The sequence below is a fragment of the Thermomonospora sp. CIF 1 genome, assembly GCF_001896795.1.
Lineage (GTDB): Bacteria > Actinomycetota > Actinomycetes > Streptosporangiales > Streptosporangiaceae > Thermomonospora > Thermomonospora curvata.
The window spans coordinates 124699-140587 of record NZ_MOYN02000023.1 but is presented as its reverse complement, the minus strand read 5'-3'; the positions used below and the strand labels follow the sequence as shown (position 1 = coordinate 140587).

The following is a 15889-nucleotide window of genomic DNA, read 5'->3' as shown; positions in this document are numbered from 1 at the left end:
AGGGCGGAACGTCCACCGAATTACGCCGCACGAGCTTTATCGGGGCTATCGAACCACCTGGGAATCTTCGTGGTTAATCTGGCGAAATATGCACGAAAAGGTTGATTTGTCGGGTAGGTGAAGACGAGGCCGGACGGGCGACCTCCGTCATGAGAGCAACCTATGCGGAGAAGACCGCGCGGGAAACGTGCGCGCGGTCACAGCCGCCTTCCGTCAGGGGAGCTTCCAGTCGATGGGCTGCCCGCCCTGCTCTTCCAGCAGCCGGTTGGCGCGGCTGAACGGACGGGAACCGAAAAAGCCCCGGTCGGCCGACATCGGGCTGGGATGCGCCGATTCGATGCACGGGACGCCGCCCAGCAGCGGCTTGAGGCTGCGGGCGTCCCGGCCCCACAAGATCGCCACCAGCGGGCCGCCGCGCGCCGCCAGCGCCCGGATCGCCTGCTCGGTGACCTCCTCCCAGCCCTTGCCGCGGTGCGAGGCGGGCTTGTACGGCTGCACCGTCAGCACCCTGTTGAGCAGCAGCACGCCCTGCTGCGCCCACGGCGTCAGATCGCCGGTGCTCGGCTCGGGGTGGCCCAGGTCGGCGGTGTACTCGGTGAAGATGTTGATCAGGCTGGGCGGCAGCGGACGCACATGCGGCGCCACCGAGAAGCTCAGCCCCACCGGGTGCCCCGGGGTGGGGTAGGGGTCCTGCCCCACGATCAGCACCCGCACATCGGCGAACGGCTGCTGGAAGGCCCGCAGGATGTGCTCCCCGGCCGGCAGATAGCGCCGCCCGGCGGCCACTTCGGCGCGCAGGAAGTTCCCCATCGCCGCGATGCGGTCGGCCACCGGCTCCAGGGCGCGCGCCCAGCCGGCCTCGACGATCTCCGAGAGCGGTCGTGCCGTCATGTCCGGTAACCCTAGTGCCGCGATCATGGTGCCGCAGCCCGATCGTCGCGGCTGCCGGGAACGCCCGGCGGTGAACCGAATGGCCCGGATCGTCTCAGGCGGGCGCCCGCCGGGTTCTCCCGGAGCGGTGTTCCGGAGGCCGCCATCGGCGTCGCCGCGCCATCTTTTGTTACTCTGTGCATTTGAATAACTACGTTAAGTTCGAGTTACTTCCTTCCCGCCTTCATTGACCTACCGCCCGGTACCGCATAGCTCAGGAGACAGGCCAGGCACCTGAGGACTGTGGGGATCGAGGATGCGCCAGCTGACGGCGGTGGACGCCAACTTCCTGAACGTCGAGACCGGCACCACGCACGCCCATATCGCCGGCCTGGGGATCCTCGACCCGGTCGCCTGCCCCGGCGGCCGGCTCACCGCCGAGGACCTCATCGAGGTGATCCGCGAACGCGCCCACCTGGCCCCCCGGCCGCTGCGGATGCGGCTGGCCGCGGTGCCGCTGGGCATCGACCGGCCCTACTGGGAGGACGACCCGGACTTCGACCCGGCCCGCCACGTCTTCGAGGTCGGGCTGCCCGCCCCGGGCAACGCCGCCCAGCTCGCCGAGGTCGTGGCGATGCTGCACGAACGGCCGCTGGACCGCGCCCGGCCGCTGTGGGAGGCGGTGGTCATCCAGGGCCTGGAGGGCGGCCGCACCGCCGTCTACATCAAGGTCCACCACGCCGCGGTGGACGGGGTCCTGGCCACCGAGACCCTGGCCGCCCTGCTGGACCTGTCCCCGCAGCCGCGCGAGCTGCCCCCCGACGACACCGTGCCGCAGCAGGCGCCGGCCCTGGCCGAACGGGTGCGCACCGGGCTGCTGCGCGCGCTCGCCCACCCGGTGCGCGGCGCCCGCATGCTGGCCCGCACCGCCCCCTACCTGGATGAGATCCCCGGCCTTGCGCAACTGCCGGGAGTGCAGCCGCTGGCCCGGGCGATCCAGGGGGCGCTCGGCCGCGACGGCGTCGTGCCGCTGCCCCGCACCGTCGCCCCGCCCACCCCGTTCAACGGGACGATCAGCGCCCGCCGGGCGGTGGCCTTCGGCGAGCTGCCGCTGGCGGAGATCCGGCGCATCCGCCGGGAGCTGGGCGGCAGCGTCAACGACGTGGTGATGGCGCTGGTGGCCACGGCGCTGCACCGCTGGCTGGACAAGCGCGGCGAGCTGCCCGACCGGCCGCTGGTGGCGGCGGTGCCGGTGTCGCTGCGCCGCGGCCGGGACGGCGATGCGGCGGGCGGCAACCGGATGTCGGCGATGGTGACGCCGCTGGCCACCCATCTGGCCGACCCGGCCGAGCGCTTCGCCGCGATCCGCGGCGACCTGGCGGCGGCCAAACGGCGCTTCGCCCGCTCCTCGGGCGCCTGGCTGGAGGGGCTGAGCGAACTGGTGCCCGCCCCGCTGGCCGGCCCGCTGCTGCGGCTGGCCCTGCAGGCCCGGCCGGGCGAGTACCTGCGCCCGGTCAATCTGCTGGTCTCCAACGTGCCCGGCCCGGACTTCCCGCTGTACCTGCGCGGCGCCCGGGTGCTCGGCTACTTCCCGATCTCGGTGGTCAGCGACCTGACCGGCGGGCTGAACATCACCGTGCTGTCCTATGACGGCAAGCTCGACGTCGGCATCGTGACCTGCCGCCAGATGATCCCCGACCCCTGGGAGATCATGGACCACCTCGACGACGCCCTGGGGGAGCTGAGGGGCCTCATCGACGGCTGAGCAGCAGGTCCCGGTGGCGCCGCGCCAGCTCCAGCGCGGCCGCCCCGGCCGGCTGCATCGGCCGCGGCGCCGGCCCCTCCAGCGGCGCCATGGCGACCCGTCCTTCGGCGTTGACCCGCACCAGCCCGCCGAACAGCTCCCCGAAGGCCGCATCGTCGATGACGGCCGCCGTCAGCACGTCCACGGCCAGCGACAGCGGATCGACACCGATCCCCAGGCAGTGGACCCGCACCGCCCCCGCCGCACGCGCCTGTTCCAGCCGCCGGTAAAAGGGCCACTCCCGGTAGGAGAACCCGGGCCGGTACTCTTCGTCCGCCCCCAGGAACTCCTCGGCGAACTCCCGCGCCATGCACCGCCACAGATCCAGGTCCTCGCGGGGGTCTTCGGTGACGGGCTGGAACACGCCCACCGGCATCACCTGGTAGAGCCCGCCGGCATGGGCGACCTTCGCCGGGTCCCGCCGGTGCAGCACCACGTCCCGCGCCCGCCGCCGGATCGTCACGGTCGTGACCGCCGGCACCGCCGTCCGCCGCGCCAGGTCGCACGGGTCCCCCACCAGCGTCCGCAGCGGCAGCCCCGCCACGCGGGCCGCCAGCTCGTGCGCGACCGCCTCCCCGACGTCCACCCCGTCGAAGTACCGCGCCCCCGACAGCCGCAACACCGCCCCGGACCCGCCGCGGCCGGCCAGATCGGCCTCCAGCAGCCGGTAGACGGGACGGTTCTCGAACACGGCCGGAGCCGCCAGCGCCCCCATGGCCTGGCTGTAGGCGCGGTACCCGGGGGGCAGGGGAGCCTGCGCGCCCGTCACCACGGGCGGCTCGGGCGTCTCCTCCCACACCAGCTCGACGCGCTCCAGGGGGAGCGGAACGTCCGGTATCCACTCCGGCCGGCACAGCAGCGAGGTCGAGCCGACCCGGTGCGCCCCCCGGTAGAGCCGGGCGGCCTCCTCGCCGAGCTCGGCGCGCCGCCGGTTGAGCCGTTCCCGCTCGGTGCGCCACCGCGACTCCTCAGCGGTCGGCATCGCCACCCCCGCAACCCGTGCCGGGCCCGGCCACCCGGCGGCTCATGTGCGACGCACCCCCTCCGCTCCGCCCCCTTGGACGGATGCCCCGCGGACGGGGCGTGAATGCCGGGTACGGCCCCGGCCTGTTCTTTCGTCCATCCTCCAACGATGGATCAACACCTTGCCGCGGCCCCCGGAAACGGGGCCTCGGCGTGCCTTCCCGGACCACCGCGCCTGACCGCCTCTGACTCGGAGAAAGAAACACCGGCAGTGCCCCATGCCGCGCCGCCCCCGCCCGCGGGAACGGCGCATCGAAGGGAGCACCCCTCAAGAACGCGGCACGGCAGGGCCGCGCCGCCTGCTCAGCAACGGCAGCGCCACCGTGGTCAGGCCGCCGATCGCCCACACGAGCAGGCCCGCGCTCTGCTGGTCCTGCTCGGGCGGAGGGGCCCACACCAGGGCGAGCGCCGTGTACCAGTCCTCGGCGAACACGGTCGCCGCCGTCAAGAACGCATACCCGAAGGACAGGTGGAAGAAGGCCAGGGCGAGCGGCAGCCACCGCGCGCCGCCGATGACGGCCCGCACGAAGAACACCCCGGTCAGCAGGAACACCGCCATGGCGAGCGAATGCAGTGAACGGTTGCGCAGCGACGCCTCGAACAGCGGGGTGGTGTAAAAGCCGTACAGGGTGAGCACCACCAGCGCCAGCGCCACCGGAGGGTGCCCCGCCCACCGCACCGCCCGGCTGTCCAGCAGGGCCGCCAGCAGGTCACGGGGGGAGCGGCCCACCGCCCCGGACGCCGGCCGCAGCGCCGTCAAGGCCAGCTCGGCCGGGGCGGCCAGCAGCAGCGGCACCGGCGCCACCAGCGTCAGCGCCAGGTGCTGGGCCACATGCCCGCTGAACAGGGCCGGGCTGTAGCGGGCGAGCCCGCCGCACGTGGCCGCCAGCACGATCAGCAGCCCGCCGTACCAGGCCAGCGTCCGCCGCAACGGCCAGCCGGTCCCGGTCCGCCGCAGCCGCAGCACCCCGAGCGGGTACAGCACCGCCCCCGCTGCGACCAGCGTGAGGAACATCGGGTCGGGTAGCCGGCCGAACGCATAGGCCGCCGCGCTCGGCGGCCCTGGAGGCGTGAAACCCAGCAGCACCCCGGCCGGGTTGGTCGGCCCGGTGTCCTCGGCCGGCGGCGGCGTCCACGACAGGCCCGTGGCCAGCGCCATCGCCGCGGCCATCACCACCACCTCGACCGAGGCCAGCCGGAGGAAGACCCACCGCTCCCGGCGGGCGCGCAACGCCGGGATGCTCACCCGGCGGTGCAGCCACCCCAGCCAGCCCAGGCAGCCCAGCAGCGCCGCCTTGGCCACCACCAGCAGCCCGTAGCGGGTGCCGAGCACCGCCTCGGCCCCGCCCACCTGAACCCAGGCGCTGACCAGCCCGCTGACCGTCACGGCCGCGAAACAAAGACCCGCCACCGCGCTGTAACGCGGGACGATCACCGCGAGCAGCCGCGCGGCGGGCCGGGCCAGCGCCACCAGCGCCACCAGCCCGCCCACCCACACCGCGGCGGCCACCACGTGCACGGCCATCGCGAACGTGGCCAGCGCGTGATCGTCGGAAGAGGCCGGATGCCCGGTGACCGCCTGCGGCAGCAGCCCGGCCAGCGCCACCAGCAGCAACGCCCCCGCCCCGGCGGCACTGCGGACCTGTCCGGCCGCCGCGGCCAGCGTCACGGCCACCGCCGCCACCACCGCCAGCGCCCGCCCCCGCACCAGGTCGGTCAGAAAACTCAGCAGCTCGCCGTCGGTGACCTGCCAGACCGGTTTGCCCAGCAGGTAGGACGTCCCCAGCGCCACGCTGACCAGCGCCGCCGCCGCCCAGATCGCCGCGCTCACCCGCGCCAGGCGCAGGCAGCGCAGCCCCGGCGGCGGCAGCCGCCCGTCCGGCCCGGCCAGCAGCACCGCCCCGGCCAGCAGCAGCCCCACCGTGACCGTCCCGGCCCCGGTCACCGCCAGTTCGGCGACGGGCAGCCCGCCCCGGGTCAGCCCGCCCGAGCCTTCCAGCCACGGCACGGTGGTGGTCAGCGCGCCCCCGAAATACAGCGCGGCGGCCAGCGCGCACAGCGCCGCCGCCGCGGCGAGCACCCCCAGGTGCAGCAGCCCTCGCGATCCGGGCGTCCCCTCAGGTTCCGGCGGCGTGGCCTCCTCGCCCGGTGGGGGAGCGGCACCGCCGGCCGTGCGCACGGCCGCGTCGCCCGTCGCGCCGCCCGATGGGGGAAGGCCCCGCACGCTCCACCTCCCGGCTGCGTGATCGCGATCGTCCGCAGGTGGTACGCGCGCCGGCGCCGGGAGGGTTCGAGGCCGTGCGGGGCGCCGCCGGGAAGAGGACCTAGAAGTTGATCATGTGCCCGGCCAGGCCGTGCACGGCCTCCTTGACCGCCTCGCTCAGGGTCGGGTGGGCGTGGATGTTGCGGGCCACCTCGTGCACGGTCAGGTCCCACTGCTGGGCCAGCGTCAGCTCCGGCAGCAGCTCGGTGACGTCCGGGCCGATCATGTGGCCGCCCAGCAGCTCGCCGTACTTGGCGTCGGCGATCAGCTTGACGAACCCGTTGGGGTCGCCCAGGCCGTGGGACTTGCCGTTGGCGGTGAAGGGGAACTTGGCGACCTTGACGTCGTAGCCCTCGGCGCGGGCCTGCGCCTCGGTCAGCCCGAAGCTGGCGATCTGCGGCTGGCAGTAGGTGGCCCGCGGCACCATCCGGTAGTCGATCTCCATGGTCTCGGCGCCGGCGATGGTCTCGGCCGCCACGATGCCCATCGCCTCGGCGGTGTGCGCCAGCATCAGCTTGGCGGTCACGTCCCCGATCGCGAAGATGTGCGGCACGCTGGTGCGGCAGCGGGCGTCGACGTCGATGGCGCCGCGGTCGGTGAGGCGGACCCCGGTCTTCTCCAGCCCGTAGCCCTCCACGTTGGGGGCGAAGCCGATGGCCTGCAGGACCTTGTCGGCCTCCAGGGTCTTGGGCTGCCCGTCGGAGCCGGTGACGGTGACCTTGACCTTCTCCCCGGAGTCGTCGATGGCCTCCACCCGGGTGGAGGTCAGCACGTCGATGCCGAGCTTGCGGTAGCGGCGCGCCAGCTCCTTGGAGACCTCCTCGTCCTCGCCCGGCACCATGCGGTCCAGGAACTCCACGATGGTGACCTTGGTGCCGTAGTTGTGCAGCACGTAGCCGAACTCCACGCCGATCGCCCCGGCCCCGGCGATGACGATGCTCTCCGGCAGCTCCTCGGCGAGGATCTGCTCCTCATAGGTCACCACGCGTTCTGAAAGCGAGGTGCCCGGCAGCAGCCTGGGGTGCGCCCCGGTGGCGATGATGCAGTGGTCGAAGGTGACGGTCTGGGCCTGGCCGCCGTCGGTCGGCGTCACCTGCAGGGTGTGCGGGTCGGTGAAGACGCCGCGCCCGTGGAACTCGGTGATGCCGTTCTTCTTCATCAGGTAGTGGACGCCCTTGACCCGGCCGTCGGCCACCTGGCGGCTGCGCTGCACCGCGGCGGCGAAGTCGAAGCGGACCTGCCCGTCGACCTCGATGCCGAACAGCTTGCGCTCGTTGTTGAACAGGTAGGCCAGCTCGGCGTTGCGCAGCAGGGCCTTGGAGGGGATGCAGCCCACGTTCAGGCATACCCCGCCCCAGTAGCGCTCCTCAACGATCCCCGTCCGCAGCCCCAGCTGAGCGGCACGGATCGCAGCGACATATCCACCCGGGCCCGCGCCCAGGACCACGACGTCAAAGTGAGTGCTCATTCTTCGGACCATATTCGCCTCGGGCGGCAGCCGCATCCCGACCGCAAAGTCCGGGCGGATCGGGTGGGTCACACGCGCAGCTCCAGGGTGCAGCACTTGGGGCCGCCGCCGGCCTTGCGCAGCTCCGACAGGTCCACCGGGACGGGTTCGAAGCCGCGGCGGCGCAGTTGCGCGATCAGCCCGGTGGCCTCGGCGTTGATCACCACGTGGCGGCCGTCGCAGACGGCGTTGAGGCCCAGCACCGCCGCGTCCGCCTCCTCGGCCACCAGCGCGTCCGGGAACAGGCGCTGCAGCACCGCGCGGCTGCCGGGGGAGAAGGCGCCCGGGTAGTAGGCGATGTTGTCGTCGCCGAGCGGGAACAGCGCCGTGTCCAGGTGGTAGAAGCGCGGGTCCACCAGGCGCAGCGTGACCACCGGGCGGCCCAGGTGCTCTTGGGCCTCGGTGTGGGCGGCCTGCTCGGTGCGAAAGCCGGTGCCCGCCAGGATGAGCCCGTCCAGCACGGCGAAGTCGCCTTCGCCTTCGTTGACGTGCGCCGGTTCCAGGATCTCGGTGAAGCCGTTGCGCCGGAACCACTCCAGGTAGGCGGGGCCTTCCGGGCGCCGCTGCGGGTGGCGGAAGCGCGCCCCGTAGACGCGGCCGTCCACCACCAGCCCGCCGTTGGCGGCGAACACCATGTCGGGCAGGCCCTCGACCGGTTCGATCAGCTCCACCTGGTGGCCGAGCTCCAGGTAGGCCTCGTGCAGCCGCTCCCACTGGGCGAGCGCCCGGGCCCGGTCGGCGCCGGACGCCGGGTCCATCCAGGGGTTGATCGCGTAGGTGACGGCGAAGTGCTCGGGAGGGCACATCAGGAAGCGGCGGGGCCGTGCCGTCCGCTTCTGCACGGCGGAGGCCAGGGGTGTGGGCTCCGTTACCGGCGATACGGTCATGCAGGCTCCCACTCTCGGCTATAGAGGTTACGAAACGAAAGCCTATGCAGGCCCCTACCGGCCTCCAAGATGATGTTCTTGCACGTTGATGGTGGTTTGTTGCGTGTTCTTCCGGTATCGCACGGGATTCGTTGCACACTCCGAGCGATGGGATGTTCGTCACATATGTCCCTCTGAGGGGGCGTTTGTGCTGGTTGATACCGTCCGTGCGGCAGAGGCACCGGAGGCGTGACATACGGTCGACAACGGAAGTGTCGGATCGGTTAGAAGGGAGCAGGGCGTGAGGATTCCCAAGCCCGTCAACGCCGTCTGGGACTGGGCCGAAGAGCACGGTCGCTTGATGGCGATGCTCGTCCTGCTGCCGGTGCTGACGATCGGGGCGCTGTGGGCGCCCTCCCTCGCCGCGTTCGCCATCGGCGTCACCGTGGGCGTCATGGTGACCTACACCCGGCTGAGCAGGCGGATCACCCGGCTGCGCGCCGAGGTGGACGAGCTGCTGCGCGACAACGGCCGGCTCCGCCACCGCAACACCATGCTGGAGAGCGGGATCGTCCGGGAGGAGACCGTGGTCACCCAGAAGCTGCTGACCATCCCCGGACTGGACGGCGCCGAGACCCGGGAGCAGCGGCGCTCGGCCTGACCGCCCCGGGGTGAGGACGGGCGGGCCCCGGGTACCGCGCTACGGTGGGCACGAGTTGATCAAGGGGGGATCGATGGCGGCCAAACGCATCGTGGTCGGCGTGGACGGCTCTGAGGAGTCCAAGCGGGCGCTGCGCTGGGCGGCGCGGCAGGCGCAGCTGGTCGGCGCCGAACTGGAGCTCATCACCGCCTGGGACATCCCGGTCACCTTCGGCGTGCCGGTCTACGCCGACGACGTCGACCTGGCGGACGCGGCGCGGCAGGTGCTGCAGGAGACCGTGGCGGAGGTGCTCGGCGAGCGGCCGGCGGTCCCGGTCAGGCCGACGGTGGTGCAGGGCCAGCCCGCCCGGGCGCTGGTGGAGGCCTCCAAGGACGCCGAACTGCTGGTGGTGGGCAGCCGGGGCCGCGGCGGCATCGTCGGCGCCCTGCTCGGCTCCACCAGCGACTACTGCATCCGCCACGCCAAGTGCCCCATCGTGGTCCTGCACGGGGACCGGGACGCATGACCCCGCCCATGCCGGGCCGCCGCCGGGCGGTCCCGGCATGGGAGGCGGCCGCTCAGCGGGCCGCCGGAGTGCCCAGCCGCTGGTGCATGGCGTGCTGGACCAGCGTGATCAGCACCTCCTTGGAGGAGGAGCGGTCCCGGGCGTCGCACGTCATGATCGGCACCGAGGGCGCCAGGCTGAGCGCCATGCGCACCTCCTCCAGCTCGTAGCGGCGGGCGCCGTCGAAGCAGTTGACCGCCACGATGAACGGGGTGCCGCGCCGCTCGAAGTAGTCCACCGACGGGAAGCAGTCGGTGATCCTGCGGGTGTCGGCCAGCACCACCGCGCCCAGGGCGCCCAGCGCCAGGTCGTCCCACATGAACCAAAAACGCTCCTGCCCGGGGGTGCCGAACAGGTAGAGCACCAGGTCCTTGCGCAGGGTGATGCGGCCGAAGTCCATCGCCACCGTGGTGGTGGCCTTGTTCTCCACCCCGGACAGGTCGTCGACCCCGGTGCTGCGGTCGGTGAGGATCTCCTCGGTGCGCAGCGGCACGGTCTCCGAGACCGAGCCGACCATGGTGGTCTTGCCCGCTCCGAAGCCCCCGGCGATCAGGATCTTGACGGCCGTGGGCAGGCGGCGGGCCCGGTCAGATCGCGCGGAGTCCATCGATCACCGCCTCGTAGATGTCCGCGTCGGTGATGGCGGTCTCCGGCGCCGGTTCCTGGATCAGCACATGACCTCGTTCCAACAGGTCGCCCAGCAGGACCCGGACGGCGGCGCCCGGCAGGTTCAGCCGTCCGGCCAGCTCGGCGACCGACATCGCGATGCGGCACAGCCGCAGGATGGACAGGTGCTCGGGGCCGAGCCCGGCATCGGCCTCAGGCGGCGGGCCGACCGTCACCACCTGCGAGATGAGGTCGAACCGGCCGTGGGCCGGGCGGGTGCGGCCGCTGGTCAGCACATAGGGGCGCACGAAATGCTCGCCGTCGGGCGGCTGCTGCCCCTCCCACGGCGGCGTGGACGATGGCATCAGCTCTTGGCCGCCGCCGAGCGGGCCGGGGTGCTCAGGTGCCGGCCGACGCTGGTGACCAGCATCGCCATCTCGTAGGCCACCAGGCCCACGTCGGCGTCCTCGGTGGTCAGCACCGCCAGGCAGGCGCCCTGGCCGGCCACCGACACCAGCAGGAAGCCGGAGTTCATCTCCACGATGGTCTGCCGCACCGAGCCGCCGCCGAAGCGCTCGCCGGCGCCGCGGGCCAGGCTCTGGATGCCCGCCGCCACCGCCGACAGGTGCTCGGCGTCGTCCTTGCTGAAGGCGCTGTCGGCGGCCATCAGCAGCCCGTCGGCCGACAACACCACCGCATGGCGGGCGTCCGCCACTCGTTTGACCAGGTCGTCCAGCAACCACGCCAGGTCGGTGGAGGAACCTGTCTGCGGCATCACTAGCCCTCCTTCTCGTCGCTTGTCGCCGGCGCGGCTTGGGGTCCACGTCGTCGCGGCGCTCGTCCGCCGGCGGCCGGGGCGCCCGGAACCTGCTCGCCGAGGACTTCAGCCGCGGCGGAGCGCCCGCGTCGGGTGCTCGCCTGGAACGCTCCGATGATCTTACGGTTTTCCTCCGGGGATCGCCCCTTCGCCCCGGTATTCCGCGCTGGTGCTCTCGTGGGCGATTGCGGCGCCGCCGGCGCCCGCAGGGGAGGTCCTCCCGGGTGCGGGCGATGAGGGCTCGGGCATCGGCGTCTCCGGGGGAAGGGCGGTGCCGGGCCGGTGGCCTTGGGGCGTGCCGCCGGGGCACCGGCCGTCTTGCGGCGGGGACGCGGTCGCCTGAGCGCGTTGCGCCGCCTGAAAGCGCGCACCAGGGTGGTGCGGGGTTTATGGGGATGCGTTCTTTGCGCGTGAGGACACCGGCAGGGTGGTCCCGTACGTGTTACTCCGGGACCCTACCAACGGCGCGAAAGCCCCTTCAAGGCACAATCGGAAAAGCGTGAATTATCCTGATTTACGATGTCTCCCCGGTGTGCCGGAATTAACTTTACGGAAATCTTTCTCTTGATTGTCAGGAGGGGCGCCGGGGAGGCGGCACGGCCCCGTCCGGGCAGGTGAGGTGCAGCGCCGCCAAGATGGCGGCTTGAACGATCCGGAAAGGCGTGTACAGATCTTTGTCATGCCACAGCGGCGGAAGCGGCGGCATCGCCGTGCCGCCGGCGGTGACGGTGCGCAGGTACTCCCCGCCGCGGTGGGCCGCCGCCAGCACGCGGCCATCGGCGTCCCGCCGCGTCAGCAGCAGGATTTGCACCGCGTAGGCGGTCTCCTCGGCGGTGCCCTCCCACAGCCCCCACGAACCGTCCGGACGCTGGGTCTGCAGCACCCACTCCACGGCCCGGTCCACCGCGGGCGCCGCCTGCGGGCCGCCGAACTCGGCGAGGGCGGGGGCGCTGCAGACGGTGCCGTAGTAGGGCGAAGAGTGCCAGCGGTCGCTCCAGCTCCCGTCGTCCTGCTGCTGCTCCTGCAGCCAGGAGACGACTTTGCGGACGGTGGCCGCATGGCGTTCGGAGCGCTCGGCGGGCGCGGCCTCGCGCAGATGGACGCCGAAGGCCTCCAGAACGTGGGAGTTGGTGCCGACCGACCGGCCGTTCTCACCCTGCCAGGTGCAAAAGTGCGTGTCGGTCTCGTACCGCCACAGCAGGTCCGGCCGCTGCAGCCGGCCCAGCAGCGCCAGCGCGTACATCGTGCCGGAGGAGGTGTCGGCGTCCGAGGGCAGCCCGGCGCCGCCGCCCGTGCCGGCCGGACCCAGTGACGCCTGCAGGAAGTCGGGCAGCTGCGGCGGCGCCGCCAGCGGAACGCCCGAGCGGATCAGCCAGCTGGTCATCCAGGCCCGCTCGAAGACCGTGATGGGGAGCACCGAGGGGACCGGGCCGCCGTGCGGCGCGGCGGCCGACTCCAGGAAGCGGCGGGCGGGCTCGTGGTCCGCCGGCTCCCGGTCGCCGAGCCAGGCGGCGGTGGCCGCGGGGGAGGCCCCGACCGTGCCGATCGGCTCGGGCCGCACCGTCGCGGCGCCGCGGGCGGCCTCGCCGCCCAGCTCCAGCGCGTGCAGCAGCTTCTGCGGCAGCGCCTGGCCCCGCCGCAGCAGCTCGCGCACCAGCGCGGCGGTCTTGGGGGCCATCTGCGGGCTGGGGCGCAGCCGGGGGCCGTCGCGCCAGGGCTCCAGCGCGTCCAGATGGCCGTTGATCAGCTCGATCAGCATCGGGGCCAGATGCTCGACGGCCGGCATGTCCGGCAGCGGGAAGGAGCGCTCGCCGTCCAGCAGCGGCAGCAGCGCCCGCAGCCCGCGGTCGGCGGCGGCGGTCAGCTCCCGGCGGGTGACGCCGGGGACCGGCCGCTCGGGCGTGCGCAGCACGGCCAGCAGCGCCTCGGTGGCGCTCAGCGTCGGGACCACCCGGTAGCCGGGGATCGCCGAGACCCAGCCGCCGTCCGCCCGCTGGGTCCGCAGCAGGAAGCGCACCCGTTCGGCGTGCCCGGTCAGCCAGGGGGCGAGCGTCACCAGCCGGGCGGTCTCGTACACCGACGGGGACATCCCTCCCAGCGGGTCGGCGAGCGACTCGTCGATCAGCCGCCGGGCGGCCGCGGAGAGCTGAGAGGAGGAGAGAAGACGGGGGGAGCGGGTCGTGCGTTCGGCCGTACCGTCGATGGTCACCTGTGCCGTCCCTCGCAATTCTGCGTGCCGGAACCGGGCCGATCGTCGGCATCACAGGCCGCTGCCAGACGGATCGCCGGGCTACTCCGCACCTTCGTTGCAAATCTGACAAACGGATCTTGTGTGGAAGTATCACATGATCAATTCCGTCAGGGCAAGATCTTGACGCGAAGGTGAACCCTCCCTGTCGAGCGGCCGGCCCCCCTACCGGAAGAGAGGTGTTTCGTCAAGGTGATCTTGTTGGCTTGTGGGCTTCGTGTGATACTTCGTAGCGTTTTGTAGGAGATCTCCGTCGTTTGTGTGCAAATCCCCGTGAAGGGACGGTCATGTCGACAACCCTCGGCGCGCACTCGGCTGCTTCGACCGCCTCGCTGGAGAGAGTGCCGCTGCGGCGGCTGATCTCGCTGTACCGGCAGGGCGGCGCGCTGCACGCTCTGGAATCGATCGGGCGCATGGCGGAGGGGGCGATCGCCCGGATCGATCTGGGACTGTTCCGGCCCTATCTGATCACCGACCCCGCCCACGTCCAGCATGTGCTGCGCGACCGGGCCGACAACTACCAGCGCGGCGTGGTGATGTGGAAGCCGGTCAGCCGGCTGGTCGGCAACGGCATCTCCAGTGAAGGCCCTCTGTGGCGGTCCAGCCGCCAGGTGCTGGCCAGGGTCTTCTCCGCGCAGTACATCAGTCACTTCACCGAGCGGATGGCCGAGGCCATCAACGCGGCCGCCGACGACTTGCTGGCCCGTGCCGCCGATCAGCCGGTGGACGTGCGCCGGGAGATGAACCGGCTCATGCACCGCGCGATCAGCCTGGTGTTCTTCGACGACCGGCTGTCGGTGGCGGAGATCGACCGGCTGGGTGCGGCGGTCTCGGCCGCCTCGAGCTCGTTCATGTGGCGGATGGCCATGCCGTTCGTGCCCAACGCGGTGCCGATGCCCGGTGACCGGACCTTCCGCCGCGCCACCCGCACGGTGGACGAGATCCTCCGGCCGCTGGTCGCCGAGGGCCGCAAGCGCCCGCCCGGCGGCCATGACGTGGTCTCGAAACTGATCGAGGCGCGCGAGGAAGACGGCACGCCCTTCTCCGACCAGCGCATCCGCGACGATGTGGTGGCCTTGTTCGTCTCCGGCACCGAATCCACCGCCGACGGGCTGACCTGGCTGTGGGTGGCGCTGCACCGGTATCCCGAGATCGCCGAGCGGGTCTATGCGGAGATCCGGAGCGAGGTGGGCGACGGCCCCGCCCGGCCCGAGCACATTCGGCGGCTTCCCTACACCCAGATGTTCCTGCAGGAAGTGCTGCGCATGCACGCGGTCGGGTGGGCGGTGCCGCGGGTCGCCGTGGACGACGACGTGATCGCCGGAGTCCCGATCAAGAAGGGCGCCACCGTGGTGCTCAGCCCCTACCTCACCCACCGGGACCGGCGGATCTGGGAGCGGCCGGAGGAGTTCGACCCGGAGCGGTTCACCCCCGAGCGGATCAAGGCGCGCATCCAGCGGCATGGCCGGTTCGCCTACTTCCCCTTCGGCGGGGGCGACCACGTCTGCCTGGGCGAGCAGCTGTTCAAGATCGAGACGACGCTGATCATGGCGTCCCTGCTGAGCCGGGCCCGGCCGGTGCTGCGCAATGACGGGCCCATCGAGTCGCAGCTGACCCTGACCGTACGGCCCAGCCGCCCGGTCCAGATGACTTTGCAGGCCCACCGGTGACGGCGACCGGAACCGAGCGCACGCTGTTCACCACCGCCGGCCCGGTGGTGGACGCCGTCGAGGCCGGGCGGCTGGCCGCCCTCATCGTCGACCTGGACCGGGACCTGGCCGACTGCGCGGCCACCTACTGCGGCCTCTACCCCGACCCACCCTTTGAGCCCTCGCTGTTCACCAAGGTCGCCCAGGCCATCGGCGGGCAGGGCCCCTGGTACAGCGCCGCGCAGCTGCGGGTGTCCAACCGCACCTCGGCGTGGCTGTTCGCGCTGGACTGGATCATGGACCATGCCGCCGACTCCCTGGAGCAGATCCGCGACACCGTGGGCCGCTGCCTGGAGATCGGCGACGGCGCCGACCCCGCCCCCGGCGACCAGCTGGGGCTGTTCCTGGCGGAGCTGCGCGACCTGGTGGCGGCCGGCCCCGCCTGGTCGCGCTTCGGCCCGCTGTGGCGCGAGGAGCTGCGCCGGATGCTGGAGGGCATGGCGCGCGAGTGGGAGTGGAAGGACGCCCACGCCCGCGGCGAGGCCGAACTGCCCACCTACGAGCGCTACCTGGACAACGCCGACAACTTCGGCTCGGTCTGGGGCAACATCGCACACTGGATGTACGTCGGCGACCCCGACATCCTCGACCACATGGAACCGCTGCGCCAGGTCAGCCGGCAGGTCCAAAAGGTGCTGCGGCTGCTCAACGACCTGGCCACCTGGAACCGCGACCGCACCTGGGGCGATCTGAACGCGCTGCTGCTGGGCGTCGACGTGCCGTTCGTGATCGCCCACATCAAGGCGCTGACCGAGCACTGCCACCGGATGCTGGAGCCGCTGTATGAGCGGTGCCCGCAGGGGGCGGTCTTCGTCGCGCGCCAGATCGGCTACAGCACCGGCTATTACGGCAGCGGCGCCGACTACTGGGGCCTGCTGGGCCTGGAAGGTTCGCTGGTCGAGCCCTGACCAGGGAAGACGCGGGGGAGTGCCCCATCTGCGGGCCCGAGGATGTGAGATGGGGCACTCCTC

At 72.2% G+C, this 15889-nt stretch carries 14 protein-coding genes; 5 read left to right on the top strand and 9 right to left on the bottom strand.

Annotated elements, in window-relative coordinates:
- Positions 1–213 precede the first annotated feature (213 nt).
- Positions 214–891: a uracil-DNA glycosylase gene (locus tag BUE48_RS18985; protein WP_012854134.1), complete on the bottom strand. Its 678-nt coding sequence runs from the start codon at positions 889–891 to the stop codon at positions 214–216.
- A 295-nt stretch (positions 892–1186) separates the two neighbouring features.
- On the opposite strand from BUE48_RS18985, the gene BUE48_RS18980 reads away from it, so the two are divergent.
- Positions 1187–2635, top strand: a complete 1449-nt coding sequence (locus BUE48_RS18980) for a WS/DGAT/MGAT family O-acyltransferase (RefSeq protein WP_286990669.1) — start codon at positions 1187–1189, stop codon at positions 2633–2635.
- On the opposite strand, the gene BUE48_RS18975 is transcribed toward BUE48_RS18980, so the two are convergent.
- The 4 genes from BUE48_RS18975 to ddaH all read right to left on the bottom strand — a co-directional run bounded on the left by BUE48_RS18975 (position 2622) and on the right by ddaH (position 8354).
- Positions 2622–3656, bottom strand: coding sequence for a hypothetical protein (locus tag BUE48_RS18975; RefSeq protein ID WP_012854132.1), 1035 nt, complete (start codon positions 3654–3656; stop codon positions 2622–2624). The genes BUE48_RS18980 and BUE48_RS18975 overlap by 14 nt on opposite strands.
- Positions 3657–3965: 309 nt before the next feature.
- A complete protein-coding gene (locus BUE48_RS18970; protein ID WP_286990668.1) occupies positions 3966–5921 on the bottom strand; it encodes a bifunctional copper resistance protein CopD/cytochrome c oxidase assembly protein in 1956 nt (651 codons plus the stop codon).
- A 100-nt stretch (positions 5922–6021) separates the two neighbouring features.
- Positions 6022–7428: a dihydrolipoyl dehydrogenase gene (gene lpdA, locus BUE48_RS18965; RefSeq protein ID WP_012854130.1), complete on the bottom strand. Its 1407-nt coding sequence runs from the start codon at positions 7426–7428 to the stop codon at positions 6022–6024.
- Positions 7429–7496: 68 nt separating this feature from the next.
- Positions 7497–8354 (bottom strand): dimethylargininase, encoded by an 858-nt coding sequence (ddaH, locus tag BUE48_RS18960; protein ID WP_012854129.1) that lies wholly within the window; start codon positions 8352–8354, stop codon positions 7497–7499.
- A 280-nt stretch (positions 8355–8634) separates the two neighbouring features.
- Between ddaH and BUE48_RS18955 the strand changes: the two genes are divergently transcribed.
- Both BUE48_RS18955 and BUE48_RS18950 read left to right on the top strand, forming a co-directional pair.
- Positions 8635–8994 carry a hypothetical protein gene (locus tag BUE48_RS18955; protein WP_012854128.1) on the top strand — a complete coding sequence of 120 codons (360 nt, stop codon included), beginning with the start codon at positions 8635–8637 and terminating at the stop codon, positions 8992–8994.
- 73 nt (positions 8995–9067) lie between these two features.
- Entirely contained in the window at positions 9068–9499 is a 432-nt protein-coding gene (locus tag BUE48_RS18950; protein ID WP_012854127.1) for a universal stress protein, read from the top strand.
- 52 nt (positions 9500–9551) lie between these two features.
- On the opposite strand, the gene BUE48_RS18945 is transcribed toward BUE48_RS18950, so the two are convergent.
- The 4 genes from BUE48_RS18945 to BUE48_RS18930 all read right to left on the bottom strand — a co-directional run bounded on the left by BUE48_RS18945 (position 9552) and on the right by BUE48_RS18930 (position 13170).
- Positions 9552–10145 (bottom strand): GTP-binding protein, encoded by a 594-nt coding sequence (locus tag BUE48_RS18945; RefSeq protein ID WP_012854126.1) that lies wholly within the window; start codon positions 10143–10145, stop codon positions 9552–9554.
- Entirely contained in the window at positions 10126–10509 is a 384-nt protein-coding gene (locus tag BUE48_RS18940) for a DUF742 domain-containing protein (protein WP_012854125.1), read from the bottom strand. The genes BUE48_RS18945 and BUE48_RS18940 overlap by 20 nt, the downstream gene beginning before the upstream one ends.
- Positions 10509–10919, bottom strand: coding sequence for a roadblock/LC7 domain-containing protein (locus BUE48_RS18935; protein WP_012854124.1), 411 nt, complete (start codon positions 10917–10919; stop codon positions 10509–10511). Before BUE48_RS18935 ends, BUE48_RS18940 begins: the two co-directional genes overlap by 1 nt.
- A 613-nt stretch (positions 10920–11532) precedes the next feature.
- Entirely contained in the window at positions 11533–13170 is a 1638-nt protein-coding gene (locus BUE48_RS18930) for a prenyltransferase/squalene oxidase repeat-containing protein (RefSeq protein ID WP_286990667.1), read from the bottom strand.
- Between the two features lie 326 nt (positions 13171–13496).
- Between BUE48_RS18930 and BUE48_RS18925 the strand changes: the two genes are divergently transcribed.
- Together BUE48_RS18925 and BUE48_RS18920 are read left to right on the top strand one after the other, a co-directional pair.
- Positions 13497–14879, top strand: a complete 1383-nt coding sequence (locus BUE48_RS18925) for a cytochrome P450 (protein WP_012854122.1) — start codon at positions 13497–13499, stop codon at positions 14877–14879.
- Positions 14876–15826, top strand: coding sequence for a terpene synthase family protein (locus tag BUE48_RS18920; RefSeq protein ID WP_012854121.1), 951 nt, complete (start codon positions 14876–14878; stop codon positions 15824–15826). Before BUE48_RS18925 ends, BUE48_RS18920 begins: the two co-directional genes overlap by 4 nt.
- Positions 15827–15889 lie beyond the last annotated feature (63 nt).